The following is a 21,940-nucleotide window of genomic DNA, read 5'->3' on the forward strand; positions in this document are numbered from 1 at the left end:
CGGGGGTGACCCTGGGGTACCTTGATGGGCTCCGGCGAGGGCGGAGGCCCCCGCGGGCTGACGCAGAGTTGGTTATCCGGGCGAAGACCTCGCGCCAAGATCCGCGAGCCGGATGGCCAGGGTTCGCCCGAAGTCGCGGCCGACGGCGGTTGGATGGTCCCTCGGCGGACAGTTCCTCTTCGGTGCGGCCGTTCTGCTCCCCGCGCCCGCGGGGATAGTCCCGGCAGGGGCCGCAGGATCGGCCGCACAGCGCTCTGCTCCCCAGCCCGGACGGGACGGCTGGTGTGGTCATGACGGTTTCGAATTCGATCGGGGTCAGCCGGCCGAGCAAGTCTTGTCGGTCCCCGGGCAGCGGGCCAACCTTGGGCGCGACCCGCGCCAGCTCGGCAGAGTTGGCATCGCCTTACCGGATGACGTCCTCCGCGCTGCCCAGGATCCCCAACTCGGCGCGGGTGGGGAGTCCTTCCCAGTCGCCGGGCACTGTGCAGGCGAAGCCACCCGTGGTCACGGCGGTGTCCAGGCGTACGGTCGGCGGCGCGTCGGCCAGCAGTTCGGCGAGGTATCCGGCGACGAAAGCATCGCCGGCGCCCACGGAGTCGACCACGTCGACCTTCACTGCTGTGCGGGAGTACTTCTCGCCGTCGATCACTGCTGCACAGCCCTGGGCGCCGAGTTTGATGACGGCCTGCGAGGGCCCGAAGTCGCACAGCACGGACGCCATAGTGTGGGGGTCCTCCTCCTCCGGGACGAAGAGCGAGGCTTCCTCGGTGCCGGCGAAGACGACGTCGCACGCGCGCACGATGTCGAGCAGGCCCTTGCCCGCCGCCTCGCGAGACCACAGCTTGCTGCGGTAGTTGACGTCGAACGACACGGTCATACCGTGTCGGCGGGCGAGTTCGATCGCGTGGCGCACCGCCTCGGCGGCCGAGTCGGACAGCGCCGGGGTGATACCGGTGACATGGAGCAGGGCGGCGTGGGCGAAAACGCCCTCGTCGATGTCTTCCGGCCGCAGCCTCGATCCCGCGCTGTCGGCACGGTAGTACCACACGCCAAGCGACCGGGCCGTGCGGCGTTCCTTGACCATCAGCCCGGTGGGCGCTGCAGCGTCGACGATCCCGCGTACGTCGAGCCCCTCGGCCCGCAGCTCGCGCAGGACGAGCTCGCCGAAGGAGTCCTTGCCCACTCTTCCGATCCAGGTGGCCGGCACGCCGAGCCGCTGCAGGGCGATGGCCACGTTGCTCTCGGCACCGCCGATGCCCACGGACATGCTGGGCACATGGCTCAGCGGCCCGGTGCGTTGCGCGGCGAGCAGTGCCATGGTCTCGCCGATGGTGACGACGCCGCTGCGGATGAGTTCAGCCACGACCGAGCTCCTGCACTGCGGCGGCCACGGACTCGACGGCCTGCTTGGCGCGCTCGCGCAGCGCGGCCAGGTCGCCACCCTTCAGGGCGTCGCCGAGCAAAGGGCCGCCCATGCTGACCGCAGGGCAGCCGACCTTGATCCAGTCGCCGGCAGTCGCCCTGCCGACGCCTCCGGAGGGGATCACCAGCATCTGTGGGAAGGGACCGTGCAGGTCCTTGACGTACTGCGGTCCGACGGCGGAGGCCGGGAAGAGCTTGACCGCGCTCGCTCCGGCCGCCCAACCCGTCCTGAGTTCGGTGGGGGTCAACCCGCCCGGGATGATCGCTACTTGGCGGGCCACCGCGGCGCGGATGAGCTCCGCGTCGGTGTGCGGAGTGATCACATAGGTCGCGCCCGCGTCGAGCACCGCGTCGAGGTCCTCGATGGACAGGACCGTGCCCGCCCCCACTTCGACCTCGTCGGGCAGCGCGGCCCGCAACTCGGAGATCGCCTGGAGGCCCCCAGCCGTGGTGAGGGTGACCTCCATACTGCGGATGCCTTGCTCCACCAGCACCTCGGCGGCCGGAAGCAGGTATCGGGCATCGGAGGCCCGCAGGACCGCGATGATGCGGCTCTCGAGCAGAGTGCGGCTCAGCGGCTGCCGTGGAGTCGCTGAGTGCTGGTTCGCTGTGTGCATGGATTTCGTCCCTTGGGCATGTGGCGGCAGGCAGGGGCAGATCAGCCGGCGTCGGGGACGCGTGTCCCGCGACGTGTGTCACGGCGCGGCCGGACCGGGGCGTCCGTGTCGCTGAAGAGCTCCGGGTGCTGCGCCCGGATGGTCTCCACGTCGGTGAAGACCTGACGCAGATGGCCTCGCAGGGCCTGGTCAGCCCCGTGCGGATCGTGCTGTTCAAGCTGATCGACCACGGCGGTGTGCTGGCTGATCAGTAGGGAGAGCTGCTGGGTGAGCGGCAGGGACAGGCGTCGCGCCCGGTCGAGTTGGGCCTTGGCCTGGCTCACGACCGGCCATGCCTCGGCATGGCCGCCGGCGGCCATGAGCCGGGCGTGGAACTGCTCGTCCAGCCGGAAGAACGCCTCCGGGTCCTCTCGCTGCTCGGCCTCGGTCTGAGCGACCAGCAGGGCTCTGAGTTCAGCCACGTCATGCGCGGTCGCCTTGGTCACACCATCGCGCAGGGCCGCGCATTCGAGCGCCTCGCGGATGAACTGCGCGGAGGCGATGTCTCGCTCGCGGATGCGGGAGACGAAGGTCCCCAGCTGCGGATAGACGTCGACGAGTCCCTCCTCCCCGAGCAGGATCAGACTCTCCCGCACGGGGGTCCGGCTGACGCCGAGTTCGGCCGCGAGGTCGTTCTCCGACAGGGCGGCCCCGGGCTCCAGGTCGAGACTGATGATCCGCGAGCGCAGCAGCTCATGGACCAGTTGCCGGGTGTTGCGGCCCCGGGCGCGTGCGGCGTGCAGTCCTTCGGTGGATGCCATCCGGGCTCTCCCAATCCCTTGACGAATTCAACTGAAGTACTTGTATGGTAGCCGACACCAAAGGGACTTGGGTAGCGTTTGGACTGCAAGGAGGCAGCCTTATGAGCGGACACGACAGCGCCACGCCGGTGGCGTCGGCACCACCGAAGGAGCTGCGGCGCACCGTCGGAGCATCCGTCGTCGGCACCATTGCCGAGTACTACGACTTCTTCATCTACGGCACCGCGTCCGCTCTCGCCTTCAACGAGGTGTTCTTTCCCGAGGTCGATTCGGCGGTGGGTACGCTCGCCGCCTTCTCGACCTACGCCGTCGGGTTCTTCGCCCGCCCGCTGGGCGGCCTGGTCTGGGGCCACATCGGCGACCGGATCGGCCGCAAGAAAGCCCTGGTCTTCACCCTGCTGCTCACCGGCCTCGGTACCTTCGCCGTTGGACTTCTGCCGACGTACAACCAGATAGGCATCTGGGCCGCGGTCATCCTGGTGCTGGTGCGCCTCATCCAGGGCTTCGGCGTCGGTGGTGAGCAGGGCGGGGCCGTTCTGCTCACCGCGGAGGCCGCCCCGCCTGCCAGACGGGGCTTCTACGCCAGCTTCGTCCAGCTCGGCTCCCCGGCCGCCTACCTCATCCCCACGGGTCTGTTCGCCCTCCTCACCACCCAGCTCTCCGACGAAGCCTTCCTGGCGTGGGGCTGGCGGATCCCCTTCCTGCTCAGCTCACTGGTCGTGGTCATCGGCCTGATCATCCGACTGCGGATCAACGAGTCCGAGACCTTCAAGGCCGCGAAGGACACGCAGGCGGCCCAGACCGCGCCGGTGAAGCTACTGCTGCGGAACAACCGCCGCGAGGTGTTCGGCGGACTGTTCACCAAGTTCGTCGAGGCCGCGGTCTTCCCCTTCTACACCGTCTTCCTCGTCGCATACGCCAAGGACCAGGGCGTCGACTCCGGCATGGTGCTGAACGCGGTCCTGATCGCGATCGGCGCCGAGCTGGTCATGATCCCGTTGCTCGGCCGGCTCACCGACCGCGTCGGCAGGCGCCCGGTCTACCTGGCCGCAGCCGTGCTCAACCTGCTGCTGGTAGTCCCCGCCTTCAGGGCGATCCAGACCGGCAACATGGCCGTGATCGTGCTGCTGCTGATCGCCGGCCTCGCCTTCGGCCACGCGGGCACCTACGCCCCGCAGGCCTCGTACTTCCCCGAACTCTTCCCCTCGGTCGCCCGTTACAGCGGCATCTCGATCGTCTGGCAGTTCGGCTCGATGCTCGCCAGCGGCCCTTTCACCGTGGTGGCCACCGCGCTGCTGCTGGCCGGCGACGGCTCGTTCACCTGGGTCGCCGTGTACGTCTCTGCTCTCATCGCGGTCAGCATCGTGGCCCTGTGCTTCATGCCGGAGACCGCACCCGGCCGCCGCGGCGGCCGGGAGTACGCGCACTGGCCGGAGGCCGCTCACGACACCACGGCGAGCGACGAGACCGCGCCGGTCGGCGCCGGGCGCCACTGACCAACAGTTCAGCACCACTCCGCGCCGCCGGCACTCCGCAGGAAGTCGGCGGCGCGGCACAGCAGAGGAGCAGCACCCATGGCCACCATCACCGAGGCGAAGGTCATCATCACCTCGCCGGGCCGCAACTTCGTCACCCTGAAGATCACCACATCGGACGGCGTGACCGGCCTCGGCGACGCGACCCTGAACGGCCGCGAACTCGCCGTCGCGTCATACCTCCAGGACCATCTGGTCCCGCTGCTCATCGGCCGCGACGCCGACCGCATCGAGGACATGTGGCAGTACCTCTACAAGGGGGCCTACTGGCGCCGCGGCCCCGTGACGATGACCGCGATCGCGGCAGTGGACATCGCACTCTGGGACATCAAGGGCAAAGTCGCCGGTATGCCCGTGTACGACCTGCTGGGTGGCCGCGCTCGTGACGGCGCCATGGTCTACGGCCACGCGAGCGGCGGAAGCGTCGCCGAACTGCTCGACGACGTGGCCCGCTTCCGCGACCGCGGCTACCAGGCGATCCGGGCGCAGGCCGCCGTGCCCGGCTCCCCGGGCAGCTACGGCGTACGCCACGGCGCGATCTACGAACCCGCGGCCACCTCCCTGCCCGAGGAACAGCTGTGGTCGACCGAGGCGTACCTCGACTTCGCTCCGGGCTACCTCACCGAGGTTCGGGAGAAGTTCGGCTTCGACTTCCATCTGCTGCACGATGTGCACCACCGGCTGACCCCCACCGAGGCCGGTCGGCTCGGCCGTCGGCTCGAGGACCTGCGGATGTTCTGGATGGAGGACCCGACGCCCGCCGAACTGCAGGAGTCGTTCCGCCAGATCCGCCAGGCCACCACCACACCGATCGCCGTCGGTGAGGTCTTCAACTCCATCTGGGACTGCCAGCAGCTCATCACCGAGCGCCTCATCGACTACGTCCGCGCCTCGGTGTCCCACGCCGGCGGAATCACCCACCTGCGACGCATCTTCAACCTCGCCGAGCTCTACCAGGTGCGCACCGGCTCGCACGGCGCCACCGACCTCTCACCGGTAAGCCTCTCCGCCGCCGTACACCTCGACGTGACCGTGCCGAACTTCGGCATCCAGGAGTACATGGAGCACTCCCCGCTCACCCACGAGGTCTTCCACACCTCGTACGAGTTCCACGAGGGCGCTCTCCACCCCTCGCCGGCCCCGGGCCTCGGCGTCGAACTCGACGAGGAGGCGGCCGTGCGCTTCCCGTACAACCCCAAGTACCTGCCGGTGGGCCGCAGGACGGACGGATCGGTGCACGACTGGTGACCAGCCACGAGCGACTCTCCCGCAAGACCCTTGGCGCCCTCTCACCCGAGGGGCGACCGGCAATCGACCCGGACGCCTTGCGCCCGCGGATCGTGCACCTGGGCATCGGCGCCTTCCACCGTGCCCACCAGGCCGTCTACACCGAAGCGGCCGAGGCCCGGCACAACGCCGGGTGGGGCATCGTCGGAGTCTCGCAGCGCAGCCGCACTGTCGTGAACGCGCTGCGCCCCCAGGACGGGCTCTACTCGCTGACGCTGCGCGAGCCCGACGGCCCGCGGACCCGCGTCGTCGGCTCGGTGACCGACGTACTCCACGCCACCGACGACGGCGAGCGACTCACTGGCCTGATCGCCTCGCCCGACGTCACCGTCATCACCACCACGGTGACCGAGAAGGGCTACCGGCGGGACCCCGTCGGCGGCGGGCTGGCCCTGACGGACCCCCAAGTGCTCAGCGACCTGGCCGGGGCGCCGGCCCCGGCAACCGTGATCGGACAGCTGGCCACCGGACTGCGCGCGCGCCGTCACACGGGCACTCCGCTCTCCATCGCTCCCTGCGACAACATGGCCGACAACGGCCAGGTCGTACGCCGTCTGGTGCTCGACTTCATCGCCGCGACCTCGTGGAGCGACCGCGACCGCCTCCTGGAGTGGATCGACTCCTCGATCGCCTTCCCCTCCACCGTCGTCGACCGCATCGTGCCCGCAACCACCGCAGCGGACCTGCACGCCGCCGAAGCCGCCCTCGGCCTGCGGGACGAAGGGGCAGTGGTCGGTGAACCCTTCACCCAGTGGGTACTCCAGGACGCCTTCGCCGCCGACCGGCCGCGGTGGGAGACCACCGGCGCACAGCTGGTCGCCGACGTCGCCCCGTACCAGGTGATGAAGCTCCGGTTGCTCAACGGCTCACACTCACTCCTCGCCTATCTGGGCCTGGCCGGGGGATACCGGACCGTGGCCGACGTCATGAACACCAAATGGGGAGAGCCGATCGTGCGGGCCTACGCCACAGAGGTCGCCCAGAGCCTGACCTCGGCAGCGGACCTCGACGTCCCCGCGTACGTCGACAGCCTGCTGGTCCGTTTCGGCAACCACGCGATGCACCATCGGACCGAGCAGATCGCGATGGACGGTTCGCTCAAGATCCCGGAGCGATGGCTGGCACCCTTGCGGGACTTGCGGAGCGCGGGCTACGACACCCCCGTACTGGCCACGGCCCTCGCCGCGTGGGCCCGATACACCCGGGACGAGCGGATCGATGATCCGGCAGCCGACAGACTGCGGCAGGCCTGGCGGCACCATCAGGCCGACGCGGTACGCGAGTTGCTCCGGATCCTCGGCGCGCCGGAGCTCGCGGACGACACACCGTTGGTAGCGGAGATCGACGCTCGGCTCCACGCCCAGGACCGGGGGATCGAGGCAGGGCTCAGCTGCTGACCCTGGTGCCGTCCGCAACCCGAGCGGTCTGGCTGGATCCTGCGCGGGCGGCCGAACCACTCCCCCACAGGTCCCGGACAATGAGCAACCCCAGACCACTGACCTGGGGTTGCTCAGTAAAACTGCGCCCGCGTACGCGAGGGAGTGTTACTTCGCGGCGGTCTGGGGAGACCCCGAAGCCGGGTGGTGTGGTGTCATCAAAGCGTTCCCAACACGGGCGGCGGGGTCATCCGGGGAGGGGGCGGTCTTCGATCACGTGCTTCATGACGACGCAGCAGGTAATCGGGTTCGCCGAACAGGCGCTGAGATCTCGAGCATGCGCAGACTCTGACACACCCCGCTGACAGCAGCCCTCACGGGATTCGCGACGCAATTGCACTGCGACAGCTAGACCGGCCCTGATCCTGGTAGGCCTCTGGCCAAGGTTCGACGACAGCCCCTAGCGGCCAGTCACCTTCCTCAACCCACCTCTCACCCCAGCTTCCACCTCGTCCGCCTTCGGCCCACACACCGTGGAGCGGCGTGGTTCAGGGCGTCAAGGTGGAGAGGGCCAAGCGGACGCTGCCGTATGTGATCTCACCGGCATCGAGCCCGAGAACTGTTCCGTCGCGCGTAAAACCGCAGGTCGGGAGCCCTTCCCTGTCGGCTCGAGGATCGCCACGCACTCCACATGGTGGTTCATCGAAAGCGCGCCCACACGGCGCGCGACGTGATCGTGAACGACCGATTCACCGCGGATGCGCGGATTAAACCGTATAACGGCGAGGTTATGCCTGATCGGAGCAGATTTACACAAGAGTGTCAGGCGGATCCTGGAGGCACGCCGTGCATGGTGAGTACAAGGTCCCCGGCGGCAAGCTCGTCGTCGTCGACTTGGACGTAATCGGCGGCGCCTTGCGCAACGTACGGGTTGCCGGCGATTTCTTCCTCGAGCCTGACGAGGCCATCCTCGCGATCGACGCGGCCCTGGAGGGCGCCCCGGCCAACACCGACACCGCCGGGCTCACCGCCCGCATCGACGCGGCGCTCCCCGCCTCCACCGTGATGCTGGGCCTCACCTCGGAAGGCGTCGCAGTCGCCGTACGCCGGGCCCTCGCGCAGGCCACCGAGTGGAGTGACTACGACTGGCAGCTCATCCACGAGGCCCCGCAGTCCCCCGCACTCCACATGGCACTCGACGAGGTCATCACTGCCGAGGTCGCGGCCGGCCGCCGGCCGCCTACGCTGCGCGTCTGGGAATGGGCCTCCCCCGCCGTGATCATCGGCAGCTTCCAGTCCCTGCGCAACGAGGTCGACCCGGAGGGCGCCGAGCGTCACGGTGTCACCGTCGTCCGGCGTATCTCCGGCGGCGGCGCCATGTTCGTGGAACCGGGCAACACCATCACGTACTCGCTCTCCGTCCCCGACGCCCTCGTCTCCGGCCTCTCCTTCGCGGACAGTTACGCCTACCTCGACGACTGGGTGCTCGCGGCGCTCGGTGACATGGGCATCAAAGCCTGGTACCAGCCGCTCAACGACATCGCGACCGACATCGGGAAGATCGCCGGAGCAGCCCAGAAGCGCGTCGTGGGCCCCGGCGGCGGGCCCGGCGCCGTGCTGCATCACGTCACGATGTCCTACGACATCGACGCCGACAAGATGCTCGATGTCCTGCGCATCGGCAAGGAAAAGATGTCCGACAAGGGCACCAGGAGCGCCAAGAAGCGCGTCGACCCTCTGCGCCGGCAGACCGGTCTGGCGCGCGAGGCTGTCATCGACAACATGATCGACTCCTTTCGCAAGCGCCACGGCCTCACCCAGGGCGCAGTGACCCCTGAGGAACTGGCACAGGCGGAGGAACTCGTACGCACCAAGTTCAGCACTCCCGAGTGGACAGCACGGGTGCCGTAGCAGTTGATGACTTGCTCGGGGGCTGTGTCGCTCCAGCCAAGTGCTCGCAGGTCAGAGCCTCTTACTGCCAACGGAGCAGCATTGAGCTGTCTTCGCCGTACGACCTTCGTGCAGCCCGGCAGCACTCTCAGGTATTCGCTCTCCGTCGTGAGATCGATGGTCGGCCGCGGGAGCTTCCGGCCCGGTGATTCCCGTCGGGCGACCCGGAGCGCTCAGTGCTGGTCCCGTGGCGCGACGAGACCCGACTCGTAGGCGAAGACCACGAGTTGGGCCCGGTCGCGGGCGCCGAGCTTCGTCATTGCCCGGCTGATGTGGGTCTTCGCGGTGAACGGACTGATCACCATGTGCGCGGCGATCTCCTCGTTGGTCAGCCCCCGTGCGGCCAGCGCACTCACCTCGCGTTCGCGGCGGGTCAGGGTCTCGAAGCCGGGGGCCGTGGCCCGGTCGGGCGGCCGGGAGACGAACTCGCCGATCAGCCGACGGGTGATGGCGGGCGACAGCAGGGCGTCGCCGCGGGCCGCGACACGGATGGCCTGGAGGAGTTCGGCGGGTTCGGTGTCCTTGAGAAGGAACCCGGCGGCCCCGGCGCGCAGCGCGTCGAAGACGTACGCGTCGAGCCCGTAATTGGTGAGGATGACGACGTGGACACCGGCCAGTAGCGGGTCCGCGGCGATCTCGCGGGTGGCCTCGATGCCGGTCATCAAGGGCATCTGTACGTCGACGAGGGCCACGTCCGGGATGTGGTGGCGGGCCAGTTCCACTCCCTGACGGCCGTCGGCTGCCTCGCCGATCACTTCGATGCCGTCCTCGGCGTCCAGCAGGGCGCGGAACCCCGCACGCATCAGGGCCTGGTCGTCGACGATCAGCACCCGGATCGTGTCCTGATGGTTCATACGGTGGTTCCCGATGTCTGCAGGGGCAGTTCGACACGTACGGAGAAGCCGCCGTCCGGGCGCGGTGCGGCGGCGAGGGTGCCACCGAGGGCCCTGACACGTTCGCCCATGCCGGTGAGTCCGGTGCCCGCGGCGACGGCGTCGCCGGGGGCACCGGGCCCTTGATCGTCGACGCGCACGGTCAGCACATGTTCGCCGTAGACCAGTTCGATGGTCGTCCTGGCGCGGTCGGCGTGCCGGGCCACATTGGTGAGTGCCTCCTGCACGATGCGGTACGCGGCCCGGTCGACGTCCGCCGGTAGGGGCCGTTCGACGCCTGTCACGGTGACGGAGAGGTCGATGCCCGCGGTTCGGGCCCGCCCGACCAGCTCGTCGATGCGGTCCAGCCCGGTGCCCGGCTCCACCACATCGGTGCGCAGTACCTCCAGTGTCGCCCGCAGCTCCCGCATCGCCTCGCCGCTCGCCTCCTGGATCGCGAGCAGGGCCGGCTCCACCTCGCTGCCCCGCTTGCGCGCCAGGTGGACAGCAACTCCTGCCTGCAGCTTGACGATCGAGATGGAGTGGGTCAGTGAGTCGTGCAGCTCCCGGGCGATCCGCAACCGCTCCTCACCGGCCCGGCGCAGCGCCGTCTCCTCCCGGCTGCGTTCGGCGTCGAGCGCCCGCTGTTCGGTCTGGCGGAGATACGCCTGCCAGTTCCTGTCGATGAGTCCGGTGACCCCGGCGCAGAGGAACCAGCCGAGCAGCAGCAGCGTCCGCTCGACGGTGTCCTGCGTGCCCGGAGCGGCGACGATCAGGACCGTGAAGTATCCGGCGAGGAAGAGACTGCCCGCGGCGATGCCCCACGCGCGCCGTCCGCCGCGCGCCGCCGTATGCACGGCTGCCAGCACGGGGAACGCCGCCCAGCTGCCGGGGTGCGCGTGCACGACGTACCCCAGCATGGAGACGGTGGTGACGGCGAGCACGGCGCGCGGAGCCCGCCGGTGCCCGGCGAGCGCCAGGGTGCCCACTGCGACGAGCAGCAGGTCGAGTGCGTCCGGCCTCGATGCGGCACAGGCCGCGGCGAGGACCGCCGCCCCGATGGCGACGGCGAGCGCCGCGTCCAGCAGGCGAATCCGCCGGTCGATGTCCCCCTGCATGAGCCGCACCCTAGCTCCCGCGCAACAGCCCCGTCATCATCCTGCTGGACGGGCTCCGCGCTACTCCCGGGGTAGTAGTCGCGGCCGACTCCGGTCGTCCGGAATCACCCTCAACTGCCTCCGGGGGTACGACGACCGGGCGCGGTGCGGCGGGCGAGCATCTCGCCATGACCGAAACCTTCCGATACACCTCACCCGCACCGCCTGGAGCGGCGACCGGAGTTGTCGCCGATGTGTACGCGCAGCTGGCCACCGACTTCGGTATCGATCGCGCCACGACGTTCGTCGTCCTGTCCGTCTCGCCGCCCCTGCTGGCCGGCACCTGGGCCGTCATGCGGGAGTCCCTGCTGGCCGGGCAGGCGTCGCGCACCGGCAAGGAGGTGGTGGCGGCGGGGGTGTCGCTCGCCAACCGGTGCCCGTACTGCGTCACGGCGCACACCGTGCTTCTGCATGCCACCGGCGACCACGCGCTGGCGGAGAGGATCGCCCGCGGCGAGCAGCCCGAGGACCCTGCACACCGTCAACTGCTGGCGTGGGGAAAGGATATGAGTACGTCGCAGCCGTTCCCTTCCGAGCAGGCACCGGAGTACATCGGGACGGCGCTCGCCTTCCACTTCATCAACCGGATCGTGTCGTCCCTGCTGACGGAGGACATGCTGCCCGGGGGCGCCCAGAAGTACCGCCTGGTACGGAGCGTGGCGGGCCGCTCGCTGGCCCGTACGGTCCGCCGCGAACTCGCTCCCGGCGAGAGCCTCGCCCTGCTGGAGACGGAGGGGGCGGCGCCCGAGTGGGCGGCGGACACCCCGATCGGCACCGCGTTCGGCGCGCTGCGTACGGCGGCGCACCTGGGTGCAGGGCTGCTCAGTGACGAGGACGCGGCGCTGGTACGGACATCGGTGGCGGCCTGGGACGGCGTCGCACCGCTCCCCCTGCAGGGCGAGGGGCTGCCGGACCGGGCGGAGCGTCCGGGTGCGCGGCTGGCGCTGCTCGCGGCGCGCGCCCCGTACCGGATCACGGACGAGGACGTGGCGGCCTGGCAGGCACCGCCGTTCACCGATCACTGTCTGGTTCATCTGATCGCGTTCGGCGCGATCTGCGCCGTCGAGCGCATCGAGGCCAACCTGACCGCACGGACCGAGGAGCACGCATGACCGTCACCGACGCGTGGAACGGACAGCTCGGCCGGCACTGGGCCGACCATCCCGACCGCTACAACGCCATGGTGGCCCGCTTCGACGAGCCGCTGTTCGACGCCGCGGCGATCGGCACCGAGGACCGGGTGCTCGACATCGGCTGCGGCAGCGGGTTCTCGACCCGGCTCGCGGCGCGGCGCGCCCCTCGGGGCCGGGTCACCGGCGTCGACGTCTCCGTGCCGCTCCTCGAACGCGCCAGGGCCCGCACCGACGCCGGAGAGTTCCCCTCCGTCTCCTACGAGTTGGGGGACGCACAGGTCCACCCCTTCGAGCCGGCCGGCTATGACGTGGCGATCAGCCGGGGCGGCGTTATGTTCTTCGCCGACCACATCGCGGCGCTCACCAATATCGCGCGCGCCCTGCGCCCCGGCGGCCGGCTGGCGTTCATCTGCCCGCAGCCCCCGTCGCCGGACGGCGAGGAGCGCAAGGCGCTCGGGCTGCTGGCTGCCCTGCTGGGGCAGGAGCACGCGATCGAGAACGCCGTGGCGGTGGCCATGGCCTCGCTCTCGGACCCGGAGCGCGTTCGGAAAGTGCTGGGCGCGGCAGGCTTCGAGGAGATCGGCATCGTCCCCGTGACGGCCACGACCTCCTGGGGGCGGGACGCGGCGGACGCGGTGGACTTCTTCGTCTCCCGTACGCCGGGTCTCACCGTCTCCGACGCCACCCGGGCCTCGATGATGGACACCCTGCTGCCGTACGAGACCGCGGAGGGCGTGCTGCTGAGCGCGGGGGTGTGGGTGGTCGGCGCCCGCCTGCCGCTCTGACCGGCGGTGAGTCAGGAGCCCGCGGAGGCCGGTGGCCGGTGCTCGTACCACCGCTGATCGGCCTCCAGCTGGGCCGCGAGGGAGATCAGCAGCTCCTCGCTGCGGGACGGGCCGAGCAACTGGGCGCCGACGGGAAGTCCGTCGGCCGTGAACCCGGCCGGGACATTGATGCCGGGCCAGCCCAGCACGTTCCACGGCCAGGCGTACGGGCACGCCTCGGTGATCGCCACATCGGTACGCCAGGCGCTCAGACCGTCGAATGCGCCGATCCGGGGTGGGGGCGCGGCGGTCGTCGGGGTCAGCAGCACGTCGTACCCGGCCCCGGCCGGGGAGGTCCGGAAGAGCCTGCCGATCCTGCGGTGCTGGCGCACCTCCCGCGCCCTCGCCGCTCGCACCACCCGGCCGCCGAGCCGGGTTCCGGTGCGCAGGGCGCTGCGGGTGCGCGGGTCGAGGAGGGCGGGTTCGGGATGGAGCGCGGCGAGTTCGGCGATCCCGGCGGTGGCTCGGGGGACGAAGCCGAGGCCGATCAGCCCGTAGCGCGGCCTGGCCTCCTCGACATGGTGGCCGAGCCGGGCGAGGGCCTCGGCGAGCGCGGTGACGGCCCGTCGTACGGCCGGGTGGGGGGCTGAGCCGGTGAGGGTGAGCGGGGGCCGCCAGGCGAGGGCGATCCGCAGCCGGCCCGGGTCGCGCCCCGCGGCTGCCGAGGCGGCGACGGGCGGCGGCCGGTGCAGGTCGCCGGGGTGAGCTCCCGCCACGGCGTCGAGCAGCAGCGCGGCGTCGGCGACGGTCCGGGCCAGCGGGCCGTTGACGGTGAGGCCCTGGAAGGCGTCGTGGTGCGGGTGGACGGAGATCCGGCCGCGCTGCGGTTTGATACCGATGAGATGGGTCCATGCGGCGGGGATCCGGACGGACCCGGCACCGTCCGAACCGAGTGCGGCGGGCACCAGCCCGGCGGCGACGGCCGCCGCCGACCCTCCGGACGAACCGCCGGGGGTGTGCCCGGTGTGCCACGGGTTACGGGTGGCGCCGAAGGCGGGGCCTTCGGTGAAGGGCCACTGGCCGAGCTCGCAGGAGTTGGTCTTCCCGACGATCACGGCCCCGGCGGCGCGCAGCCGGCGTACGACCTCGCTGTCCTCGGCGGCCGCGGGCAGGTCGCCGCCACAGCCGAAGTGGGTGGGCATCCCCGCGATATCGGTGTCGTCCTTGACCGCGACCGGCACCCCGAGCAACGGCAGCCGCTCACCGGCTGCGAGCCGCCGGTCGGCTTCCGCGGCCTCGGCCAGCGCGGACGTGGCACGCAGATGACGGAAGGCGTTGAGAGTGCTCTGGCTCGCTTCGATCCGTGCGAGGGCGGCGGACACCTGCTGTGTCGAGGTGGTCCGGCCGTCGGCCAACGCCCGCGCGGTGTCGGCCAGTCCGGTCGAATCGGTCGGCTCGGTGAGTTCCACGGCTTCTGCTGAGGACATGGGGTGCCCGCCTCCCGCATATCGGTGCGTGCCCGCACCTGACGGCCCGTACAGACTTACTGGAGGGTAACGAGTGGGGACGGTCGGCTCAACCGATCCACGCGGAGTGCAGGGCGTGGCGGTGAGTGTCAGTGCCGGTTGCTACGTTCTCCGACAGCGGGCCGACGCAGCGCGCGCAGCACACAACGGGGCAGGTGGGGCCAGTGGGAACAGTCGTCGAGAGGGCGTTCCGGGGAGAGTTCGAGACGCACCTGACGGTGCGTCCCGATACCCGCACCGGCAGCGGCGCACGCCTGGAGCACTGGGCCGGTCACCACGGCCTGAAGCTCACCCGCATCGTCCTGGACCGTGGTGCCATGCCCGATCAGCCCATGTTGACCGAGCAGGGCCGGGGCACCCTCGCCGAGCAGCGGGCCGCCGCCCGGCTCCGGTCCGCCGAACTGCGGGCTGCGGGCTTCTGCGTCGTACGGGTGAAGATCGAGGCGGCTCCGTGGAACGAGGACATACCGCGGACGGCGGACGAGGCGGCCGAGCTGTCGCCGGTCTGCCACTTCGAGCACCACATCAAGCTGTTGCTGTCGGGTGAACCGGAGGTGGCGTTGGCGCGGGCCGTGGCCGAGCGGCACAGCGCTCATCTCTCCCGCAACGCCCGTCGCGCCGCCCGGCACGGGCGCCACGAACGGTTCGTCACCCAGCGCTGCCGCGCGGTCGGCCGCCCGCAGGCCCGTGCCCGGCTCGACGCCCTCCTCGGCGCGCTGGCCGCCGCCGGTCTCGAAGTGATGGAGGTCGAGGAGGAGTTCGTGGTGCACGACGACCATCCGGCTGTGGACGCGGGCTGGATCGACGAGCGGACCGAGCAGCCGGGCGAGGAACGAGGAGAGCGGCGGCCCGAGGTGACGGTATGAGCGTCGCGGACCGGCCGTTCCCCGGCGAGCCGACATTCAGCGACCCCTCCCTCGCGCCGCGCTGGCGGACCGCCCGGCGCACCGTTCAGGACCATCTGCTCCGGGTGATCAGCGAGTCGTCGTGGGGCGACGGCCTGATCCTGCGCGGCAGTCTGCCCCTCCAGGCCTGGGTGGGCGCCGCTGCCCGGGAACCGGGCGATCTGGACTGGATCGTGCTGGAGCCGTCGGCGGACGACTTCGTCGACCGCCTCGACCCCTATCCGTACGTCGACGGGATCGACGTGGTCCAGCAGTGGCCCGAAGCCGCGGACGGCGCGGCGGCCCCCGAGCTGTGGACGGACGGCGACTGCCACGCCACCGGCGGGGCACGGCCCGCACTCGCACCCGACGGACTGCACTGGCTCGGCTCCGACGCCCTGGAGCCGAGTCCCGAGCCGCAGGACGAGGTCGCCGCAGCGCTCAGGGCGGGTCAGCCGCCGCCCGAGGGCATCCGGATCGATCCGGGCGCGGTGACATCGGACGGTGTGTGGATGTACCGGACGTACGAGAAGCCCGGCGTGCGCGTCGTCGTCCCATGGCAGGCGGACGGGCTGCCGCCGGGTGAGCTGCGGATGGACTTCGCGCAGGACGAGCGGCTGCCCGAAGCCCCCGTGTGGACGGCCTGCCCGCGCATCGACGGCGGACCGCCCGTACCGGTGCGTACGGCGAGTCAGGGGCTCTCGCTCGCCTGGAAGCTGTTGTGGCTCTCCGAGGACCAGCAGGCCGAGGGCCGTTCGGCAGCCAAGGATCTGTACGACGCGGTGCTGCTGGCGGAACACCCGCGGACCCGGTTGTCGCCGCGGCTGCTGCGCACGGTGCTCGGCCCGCACGCGGCCGGCTTCAGCCCGGAGACGGTGCTGGACTGGCTGGTGGACTGGTCGGCGTTCCACGCGGAACACCGGTGGGTGGACGGCGATCCGGACGGGCTGCGGGCGCGGTTGGCCGATGCACTCACCGCACTCCTGGATAGGGCTCCGGAACGCTGATGACCCACCCGACGAGACCCCGTCTCGGGACCGGATACCTGCGGCGGCGCACGGCATCGGCCACCACAGGCACCGGACACGCCTTGTCCCGGACACGCCTTACGGCTGGACGCTGATCTCGCCGATCCCGGTGCCGAGGCCGGCGCAGTGCGCGGTGGACTGGCCGGACTGGCCCGGGTTGAGGGTGACGTGTTCGCCGTCCACGTCCGGCGACCAGCCGCAGACCAGGTGCACCCAGAAGGTCTGCGCCGTGGTGCCGTTGTTCCGGCACAGCGCGTATCCCGTGTAGTCGTCGATCTCGTGCTTACCGGTCTCGCAGGACAGACCGGGTGGCGCCGCCACGGGCGTGACAGCGGTGGCCGTGGTCGCGGGTACCGCGAGGGCGGCGGTCGCCCCCGCGACCACGGCGCCCCGCAGCACGGCCCTGGACACACTCCCCACGGACATGAACATGGGCATCGACATGAACAGCTTCATGTATCGCTATCCCCTTCGCGGTGACGAACTCGGTGCCCCGACACCGTCCCCCACCGTCCGTGACCAAAAACGAGGCAGGACCTCACCCTGTGTACGCGAGTGGGGTCCCGGGCCGAAATCGCGGCCGATCCCGGCGCGGCGTACGCTCAGAAGGTCGGACCGCGGACCTGAACGGTCCGACGACTCCTGTCGAGGGAGGCGACGTGACCGGCCCACACATCGGCATGCGCGCAACCGCCTGGTCAGCGACCGTCGTGCTCGGTCTCACGAGCGGCGGCGTGCTCGGCGCAGGTACGGCGCGGGCGGACGACCCCATCGACACACTCTCCGCCCGGCAGATCGCCGACCGCTCCAGCGACGCCCTGCTGAGCGCGCGTTCCATGCACCTCAGCACCCGCAGTACGCCGGCCGACGGCGGCGCGCCGACGACCCTGGATCTCACCGTGGACCGGGCCGGCAACTGCACGGGGTCGGTGGGCCTCGGCGGGAAGCAGGGGTCCGTGCAGATCGTGAAGCGGGGCGACACCGTCTGGGTCAAACCGGATGCCGACTTCTGGAAGAACCGGGACCCGAGCGTCGGCTCCGCCCTCGCCGCGATTCTGGCCGGGCGCTATATGAAGGGTTCGGCCTCGGACCCGCGGCTGAGCAGCCTGTCGAACGCCTGCGACCTGGACACGTTCCAGAAGGTGGTCAGCGACAACGCGACAACCGACAAGGGGACGCTGACGAAGGGAAAGAAGACCACACTCGCGGGGGCTCCTGTCGTCCCGCTGGTCCGGACGTGGCAGGGTCAGAAGCTGACGATGTACGTCGCGGCCACGGGCAAGCCGTATCCGCTGAGGATCGATGTGACGGGCGGCTCGCCGAAGGCGGACGCCACCGTGGGCTTCTCCGCCTTCGACAAGCCGGTGCCCACGGCCACGCCGCCGCCGGACGAAACAGTCGACATCAATGCGCAGATGACCCGTGCGACCTGACGGCCGGCCTGCCGCTGAGCAGCACGTACAGCACCAGTGAGGAGGCGAGGCCGACCGCCCAGCCGTAGTCCGCGAGCGGCTTCAGGAACGGGATGAGGCCGTCCGCCGGGAACGGGCCCTTGCCGGGGGCCGAGTGGGAGCCGCCGATCGCGAGGATGCCGCCGACGGCGAAGGCCAGGACGGCGCGCCAGTTCCAGCCCTGCGTGTACCAGTAGCGGCCGCCGGGGCGGTAGAGGTCGGCGAGGTCGAGGACGGTGCGGCGGACGATCCAGTAGTCGGCGATCAGGATGCCCGCGACGGTACCGAGCAGACCTCCGACCAGGCCGAGCCAGGTGAAGATGTACAGCTCGGGGGTCTCGGTGAGCTTCCACGGCATGATCAGGACGCCGACGACCCCGGTGATCAGCGCGCCCGTACGGAAGTTGATGATCTTGGGCGCGAGGTTGGCCAGGTCGTACGCGGGTGACACCACGTTGGCCGCGATGTTGACGGAGATCGTCGCGATCAGCACCGTCACCAGGGCGTAGAGCAGACCGAAGACGTTGTCGGTCCTGGCGACGAGCTGGACCGGGTCCCAGATCGCCTCGCCGTACACGGCCTGCGAGCCGGAGGTGACGAGGACCGAGAGGAGCGCGAAGAGGGTCATCGTGGTCGGCAGGCCCAGCGACTGGCCCCAGACCTGGGCTCGTTGGCCGGCGCCGAAGCGGGTGAAGTCGGGAATGTTGAGCGAGAGCGTGGCCCAGAAGGCGATCATGCCCATCAGGGACGGGAAGAAGACCGGCCAGAAGTCCGCGCCCCAGCCGAGCTTCGACGGCTGGTCGAGCAGCGGGCCGAAGCCACCGGCCTTGACGGCGACCCAGATCAGCAGCACCACGGCGCCGACGATGACGAACGGCGCCGCCCAGTTCTCGAACCGGCGCAGGGTGTCCATCCCCCGGTAGATGATGGCGAGTTCGAGCACCCAGAAGAGACCGAAGCAGAGCCAGAGCGTCCAGGGCTGCCCGCCGATCTCGGAGGCGCTCGCCCAGCCGCCGAACGCCTTCCCGAGCAGGGTGAAGATACCGACGCCGCCGATCCAGGTCTGGATGCCGAACCAGGCGCAGGCCACCGCGGCGCGGATCAGCGCGGGCAGATTGGCGCCGCGCAGGCCGAAGGATGCGCGGGCCAGCACGGGGAACGGGATGCCGTACTTGGGTCCGGCGTGGCCGGTGAGCAGCATCGGGCCGAGCACGATCAGGTTGGCCAGCGCGATGGTGAAGACGGCCTGTTTCCAGTCCATGCCGAGGGCGACGAGGCCGGAGGCGAGCAGCCAGGACGGGATGTTGTGGGCCATCCCGACCCAGAGCGCGGCGAAGTTGTACGTCGTCCAGTTGCGCCGCTCCAGGGGAACGGGCAGCAGGTCGTCGTTGGTGAAGCGGTTGTCGGCGGGGACGGCGCCGGGGGCGAGTTCCACGCGTCCTGACAGGTCGGCTATCAGGTCCTGCGATGGGGGCGGCGGAGTCGGCGGGGTGGGTGGGGCTGTCGATGCCATGGCGGCTGGACCCTTCGCTCGGGAGCGGTGCCGTGCGGGGCTGTGAGGCGCGGGGGGATGGCGACGCGGGGAATACGGAGAGGTGGGTCAGGACAGAGCGGGGATGATCTCGGAGCCGTAGGCGTCGATCGTTGCTTCGCGCGCGTCGTGCATGTTGTAGACCGCGAACTGGTCCACGCCCAGGTCGCGCAGTGCCTGAAGCTTCTCGATGTGCGCCTCGGCGGGGCCAAGCAGGCAGAACCGGTCGACGATCTCGTCCGGCACGAAGGCGGTGTCCGGGTTGCCGGTGCGGCCGTGGTGGCTGTAGTCGTAACCGGACCGCCCGGCGATGTACTCGGTGAGGGCCTCCGGGACCAGCCCGGAGTGTGCGCCGTACCGGGACACCAGGTCCGCGACATGGTTGCCGACCATTCCGCCGAACCAGCGGCACTGCTCCCGGGCATGGTCGAGGTCGTTGCCGACATAGGCGGGGGCTGCGACGCAGATGGTCACGGATTCCGGGTCGCGGCCCGCCTCCGCCGCCGCGTCCCGTACCGCCTTGATCATCCACTCGGTGAGGTACGGGTCGGCGAGCTGGAGGATGAATCCGTCGGCCTTCTGCCCGGCGAGGGCGAGTGCCTTCGGACCGTACGCGGCCATCCAGACAGGCAGTTTGCCGTCCTTGATCCACGGGATCTGGACGCTCTGCCCGTCGACGGTCGCCTCCCGGCCCTCGGCGAGGTCGCGGATGACGTCGATGGCCTCGCCGAGGCGGGCCAGGGTGTTGGGCTTGCGTCCGGCGACCCGCATCGCCGAGTCGCCCCGGCCGATGCCGCAGACGGTGCGGTTGCCGTACATGTCGTTGAGGGTGGCGAAGGTGGAGGCGGTCACCTCCCAGGTGCGGGTCCCCGGGTTGGTGACCATGGGCCCGACGACGAGGCGTTCGGTGTGTTCGAGGATGCGGCTGTAGATGACGAACGGTTCCTGCCAGAGCACCGCCGAGTCGAAGGTCCACCCGTAGCGGAACCCGTTGCGTTCGGCGCGGCGCATCAGGCCGACGACGGCAGAGGCGGGCGGGTCGGTCTGGAGGACGAGTCCGAAGTCCATGACAGGTGCTCCTAGTCCAGGTACTGGCTGGTGGCGCGCGGGGTGTACATGCCGTGGCCGGCACGACCCGTGAACTTCCGCTGGTCGATGACGACTTCGCCGCGCGAGAGGACGGTGTCGACCTGCCCGGTGAGCTGCTTCCCCTCGTACGCCGAGTAGTCGACGTTCATGTGATGGGTCTCCGCGGAGAGAGTCTGCTCGGCGTGCGGGTCGTAGATGACGACATCGGCGTCGGCGCCGGGGGCGATGGTGCCCTTCTTCGGGTAGAGACCGAACATCCGGGCCGGGGAGGCGCAGGCGATCTCGATCCAGCGGCGGCGGGAGATCCGGCCTTCCACGACCGCCTGATGCAGCAGGTCCATCCGGTTCTCCACACCGGGCATCCCGTTCGGGATCTTCGAGAAGTCGCCGCGGCCCATCTCCTTCTGACCGGAGAAGCAGAACGGGCAGTGGTCGGTGGAGACGACCTGGAGTTCGTTGTTCCGCAGGCCCCGCCAGAGCGCCTCCTGGTGTTCCTTGGGCCGCAACGGGGTGGAGCAGACGTACTTGGCGCCCTCGAAGTCCGGCTCGGCGAGGTTGTCGGTGGAGAGGAAGAGGTATTGCGGGCACGTCTCGCCGAAGACCGGAAGTCCCTTGTGGCGGGCGGCCGCCAGTTCGGCGACGGCCTCGTCGGCGGAGACATGCACGACGTACAGCGGGGATCCGGCGACGCGGGCGAGCTGGATGGCGCGGTGGGTGGCCTCGGCCTCCAGCGCCACCTTGCGGACGTCGCCGTGGTAGCGCGGGTCGGTGCGGCCCGCGGCCAGCGCCTGCTCGACGAGGACGTCGATCGCGATGCCGTTCTCGGCATGCATCATGATCAGCCCGCCGTTGCCGGCGGCCCGTTGCATGGCCCGCAGGATCTGGCCGTCGTCGCTGTAGAAGACACCGGGGTAGGCCATGAACAGCTTGAAGGAGGTGACGCCCTCCGAGACCAGCAGGTCCATCTCCCCCAGCGTGGACTCGTTCACGTCGGAGAGGATCATGTGGAAGGAGTAGTCGATCGCGCAGTTGCCGTCGGCCTTCGCGTACCAGGCGTCGAGCCCCTCACGGACCGCGCGCCCCACGGACTGGATGGCGAAGTCGATTATCGTGGTGGTGCCGCCCCAGGCGGCCGCCCTGGTCCCGGTCTCGAAGGTGTCGGCGGCGTAGGTGCCGCCGAACGGCATCTCCATGTGCGTATGCGCGTCGACGCCGCCGGGGATGACGTACTTGCCGGTGGCGTCGATGGTCCGGTCGGCGGTCCAGCTCTCGGCCGCGTCGGTGCCGTGCGCGGCGAGTGCGGCGATGCGGCCGCCCTCGATGAGTACGTCCGCATGGAGTTCGTCGGACGCGGTGATGACGAGGCCGCCGTGGATGACGGTGCGGCTCATGTACCCCTCCTCACTGTGGCGGAATGGGTCTACGCACGTAGACAAGGTGCGTGGTGAAGAACGTAGAAGTGGGTTACCCACTGTGGCAATACCACTGCGGCTAACCGCTGAAGACGTTTCCGTTTCC

Annotated in this window: 19 protein-coding genes; 9 read left to right on the top strand and 10 right to left on the bottom strand. The window is 70.2% G+C overall.

What is annotated here, in order from left to right:
* Window positions 1-403: 403 nt before the first annotated feature.
* From OHA88_RS12675 to OHA88_RS12685, 3 genes are read right to left on the bottom strand one after another with little or no spacing between them, the layout of a single operon-like run.
* Window positions 404-1,363 carry a sugar kinase gene (locus OHA88_RS12675; protein ID WP_328625585.1) on the bottom strand — a complete coding sequence of 320 codons (960 nt, stop codon included), beginning with the start codon at window positions 1,361-1,363 and terminating at the stop codon, window positions 404-406.
* The gene (locus OHA88_RS12680; RefSeq protein ID WP_328625586.1) at window positions 1,356-2,039 is read right to left on the bottom strand and encodes a bifunctional 4-hydroxy-2-oxoglutarate aldolase/2-dehydro-3-deoxy-phosphogluconate aldolase; all 684 of its coding nucleotides are present in this window, start codon (window positions 2,037-2,039) and stop codon (window positions 1,356-1,358) included. The genes OHA88_RS12675 and OHA88_RS12680 overlap by 8 nt, the downstream gene beginning before the upstream one ends.
* A gap of 41 nt (window positions 2,040-2,080) precedes the next feature.
* Window positions 2,081-2,839: a GntR family transcriptional regulator gene (locus tag OHA88_RS12685; RefSeq protein ID WP_328625587.1), complete on the bottom strand. Its 759-nt coding sequence runs from the start codon at window positions 2,837-2,839 to the stop codon at window positions 2,081-2,083.
* 101 nt (window positions 2,840-2,940) lie between these two features.
* On the opposite strand from OHA88_RS12685, the gene OHA88_RS12690 reads away from it, so the two are divergent.
* From OHA88_RS12690 to OHA88_RS12705, 4 genes are all read left to right on the top strand, one after another.
* A complete protein-coding gene (locus tag OHA88_RS12690; protein WP_328625588.1) occupies window positions 2,941-4,335 on the top strand; it encodes an MFS transporter in 1,395 nt (464 codons plus the stop codon).
* Between the two features lie 78 nt (window positions 4,336-4,413).
* Window positions 4,414-5,622, top strand: coding sequence for a D-mannonate dehydratase ManD (gene manD, locus OHA88_RS12695; RefSeq protein ID WP_328625589.1), 1,209 nt, complete (start codon window positions 4,414-4,416; stop codon window positions 5,620-5,622).
* Entirely contained in the window at window positions 5,619-7,058 is a 1,440-nt protein-coding gene (locus tag OHA88_RS12700) for a mannitol dehydrogenase family protein (protein ID WP_328625590.1), read from the top strand. The genes manD and OHA88_RS12700 overlap by 4 nt, the downstream gene beginning before the upstream one ends.
* Before the next feature lie 825 nt (window positions 7,059-7,883).
* Window positions 7,884-8,948, top strand: coding sequence for a lipoate--protein ligase family protein (locus OHA88_RS12705; RefSeq protein ID WP_328625591.1), 1,065 nt, complete (start codon window positions 7,884-7,886; stop codon window positions 8,946-8,948).
* A 212-nt stretch (window positions 8,949-9,160) separates the two neighbouring features.
* On the opposite strand, the gene OHA88_RS12710 is transcribed toward OHA88_RS12705, so the two are convergent.
* Together OHA88_RS12710 and OHA88_RS12715 are read right to left on the bottom strand one after the other, a co-directional pair.
* Entirely contained in the window at window positions 9,161-9,841 is a 681-nt protein-coding gene (locus OHA88_RS12710) for a response regulator transcription factor (RefSeq protein WP_328625592.1), read from the bottom strand.
* A complete protein-coding gene (locus OHA88_RS12715) occupies window positions 9,838-10,977 on the bottom strand; it encodes a sensor histidine kinase (RefSeq protein WP_328625593.1) in 1,140 nt (379 codons plus the stop codon). The genes OHA88_RS12710 and OHA88_RS12715 overlap by 4 nt, the downstream gene beginning before the upstream one ends.
* Window positions 10,978-11,144: 167 nt before the next feature.
* On the opposite strand from OHA88_RS12715, the gene OHA88_RS12720 reads away from it, so the two are divergent.
* Window positions 11,145-12,128 (top strand): carboxymuconolactone decarboxylase family protein, encoded by a 984-nt coding sequence (locus OHA88_RS12720; protein WP_328625594.1) that lies wholly within the window; start codon window positions 11,145-11,147, stop codon window positions 12,126-12,128.
* Window positions 12,125-12,934, top strand: coding sequence for a class I SAM-dependent methyltransferase (locus OHA88_RS12725; RefSeq protein WP_328625595.1), 810 nt, complete (start codon window positions 12,125-12,127; stop codon window positions 12,932-12,934). Before OHA88_RS12720 ends, OHA88_RS12725 begins: the two co-directional genes overlap by 4 nt.
* Before the next feature lie 11 nt (window positions 12,935-12,945).
* Here OHA88_RS12725 and OHA88_RS12730 read toward each other — a convergent pair whose 3' ends face one another.
* Entirely contained in the window at window positions 12,946-14,400 is a 1,455-nt protein-coding gene (locus OHA88_RS12730; protein WP_328625596.1) for an amidase, read from the bottom strand.
* Window positions 14,401-14,603: 203 nt separating this feature from the next.
* On the opposite strand from OHA88_RS12730, the gene OHA88_RS12735 reads away from it, so the two are divergent.
* Both OHA88_RS12735 and OHA88_RS12740 read left to right on the top strand, forming a co-directional pair.
* Entirely contained in the window at window positions 14,604-15,305 is a 702-nt protein-coding gene (locus OHA88_RS12735) for a hypothetical protein (RefSeq protein WP_328625597.1), read from the top strand.
* Window positions 15,302-16,330, top strand: a complete 1,029-nt coding sequence (locus OHA88_RS12740; protein ID WP_328625598.1) for a nucleotidyl transferase AbiEii/AbiGii toxin family protein — start codon at window positions 15,302-15,304, stop codon at window positions 16,328-16,330. The genes OHA88_RS12735 and OHA88_RS12740 overlap by 4 nt, the downstream gene beginning before the upstream one ends.
* 99 nt (window positions 16,331-16,429) lie before the next feature.
* Here the strand turns inward: OHA88_RS12740 and OHA88_RS12745 are convergent, their stop codons facing one another.
* The gene (locus tag OHA88_RS12745) at window positions 16,430-16,807 is read right to left on the bottom strand and encodes a hypothetical protein (RefSeq protein ID WP_425896998.1); all 378 of its coding nucleotides are present in this window, start codon (window positions 16,805-16,807) and stop codon (window positions 16,430-16,432) included.
* A gap of 203 nt (window positions 16,808-17,010) precedes the next feature.
* On the opposite strand from OHA88_RS12745, the gene OHA88_RS12750 reads away from it, so the two are divergent.
* Window positions 17,011-17,784, top strand: coding sequence for a hypothetical protein (locus OHA88_RS12750; protein WP_328625599.1), 774 nt, complete (start codon window positions 17,011-17,013; stop codon window positions 17,782-17,784).
* Here OHA88_RS12750 and OHA88_RS12755 read toward each other — a convergent pair.
* From OHA88_RS12755 to hydA, 3 genes are all read right to left on the bottom strand, one after another.
* Window positions 17,756-19,315 carry an NCS1 family nucleobase:cation symporter-1 gene (locus OHA88_RS12755; protein WP_328625600.1) on the bottom strand — a complete coding sequence of 520 codons (1,560 nt, stop codon included), beginning with the start codon at window positions 19,313-19,315 and terminating at the stop codon, window positions 17,756-17,758. The two genes, OHA88_RS12750 and OHA88_RS12755, sit on opposite strands and share 29 nt — an antisense overlap.
* Before the next feature lie 87 nt (window positions 19,316-19,402).
* Window positions 19,403-20,401: a TIGR03842 family LLM class F420-dependent oxidoreductase gene (locus OHA88_RS12760; protein WP_328625601.1), complete on the bottom strand. Its 999-nt coding sequence runs from the start codon at window positions 20,399-20,401 to the stop codon at window positions 19,403-19,405.
* An 11-nt stretch (window positions 20,402-20,412) separates the two neighbouring features.
* On the bottom strand, window positions 20,413-21,813 hold the full coding sequence (gene hydA / locus OHA88_RS12765; RefSeq protein WP_328625602.1) for a dihydropyrimidinase: 1,401 nt from the start codon (window positions 21,811-21,813) through the stop codon (window positions 20,413-20,415).
* Between the last annotated feature and the right edge of the window lie 127 nt (window positions 21,814-21,940).

Source organism: Streptomyces sp. NBC_00353, assembly GCF_036108815.1.
In the GTDB taxonomy this organism is placed as follows: domain Bacteria; phylum Actinomycetota; class Actinomycetes; order Streptomycetales; family Streptomycetaceae; genus Streptomyces.

Coding starts and splice junctions, on each gene's coding strand:
- OHA88_RS12760 (WP_328625601.1), bottom strand. CDS start 20,401: ATGGACTTCGGACTCGTCCTCCAGACCGACCCGCCCGCCTCTGCCGTC.
- OHA88_RS12725 (WP_328625595.1), top strand. CDS start 12,125: ATGACCGTCACCGACGCGTGGAACGGACAGCTCGGCCGGCACTGGGCC.
- OHA88_RS12740 (WP_328625598.1), top strand. CDS start 15,302: ATGAGCGTCGCGGACCGGCCGTTCCCCGGCGAGCCGACATTCAGCGAC.
- manD (WP_328625589.1), top strand. CDS start 4,414: ATGGCCACCATCACCGAGGCGAAGGTCATCATCACCTCGCCGGGCCGC.
- OHA88_RS12685 (WP_328625587.1), bottom strand. CDS start 2,839: ATGGCATCCACCGAAGGACTGCACGCCGCACGCGCCCGGGGCCGCAAC.
- OHA88_RS12745 (WP_425896998.1), bottom strand. CDS start 16,807: ATGAAGCTGTTCATGTCGATGCCCATGTTCATGTCCGTGGGGAGTGTG.
- OHA88_RS12690 (WP_328625588.1), top strand. CDS start 2,941: ATGAGCGGACACGACAGCGCCACGCCGGTGGCGTCGGCACCACCGAAG.
- OHA88_RS12730 (WP_328625596.1), bottom strand. CDS start 14,400: ATGTCCTCAGCAGAAGCCGTGGAACTCACCGAGCCGACCGATTCGACC.
- OHA88_RS12715 (WP_328625593.1), bottom strand. CDS start 10,977: ATGCAGGGGGACATCGACCGGCGGATTCGCCTGCTGGACGCGGCGCTC.
- OHA88_RS12720 (WP_328625594.1), top strand. CDS start 11,145: ATGACCGAAACCTTCCGATACACCTCACCCGCACCGCCTGGAGCGGCG.
- hydA (WP_328625602.1), bottom strand. CDS start 21,813: ATGAGCCGCACCGTCATCCACGGCGGCCTCGTCATCACCGCGTCCGAC.
- OHA88_RS12680 (WP_328625586.1), bottom strand. CDS start 2,039: ATGCACACAGCGAACCAGCACTCAGCGACTCCACGGCAGCCGCTGAGC.
- OHA88_RS12710 (WP_328625592.1), bottom strand. CDS start 9,841: ATGAACCATCAGGACACGATCCGGGTGCTGATCGTCGACGACCAGGCC.
- OHA88_RS12755 (WP_328625600.1), bottom strand. CDS start 19,315: ATGGCATCGACAGCCCCACCCACCCCGCCGACTCCGCCGCCCCCATCG.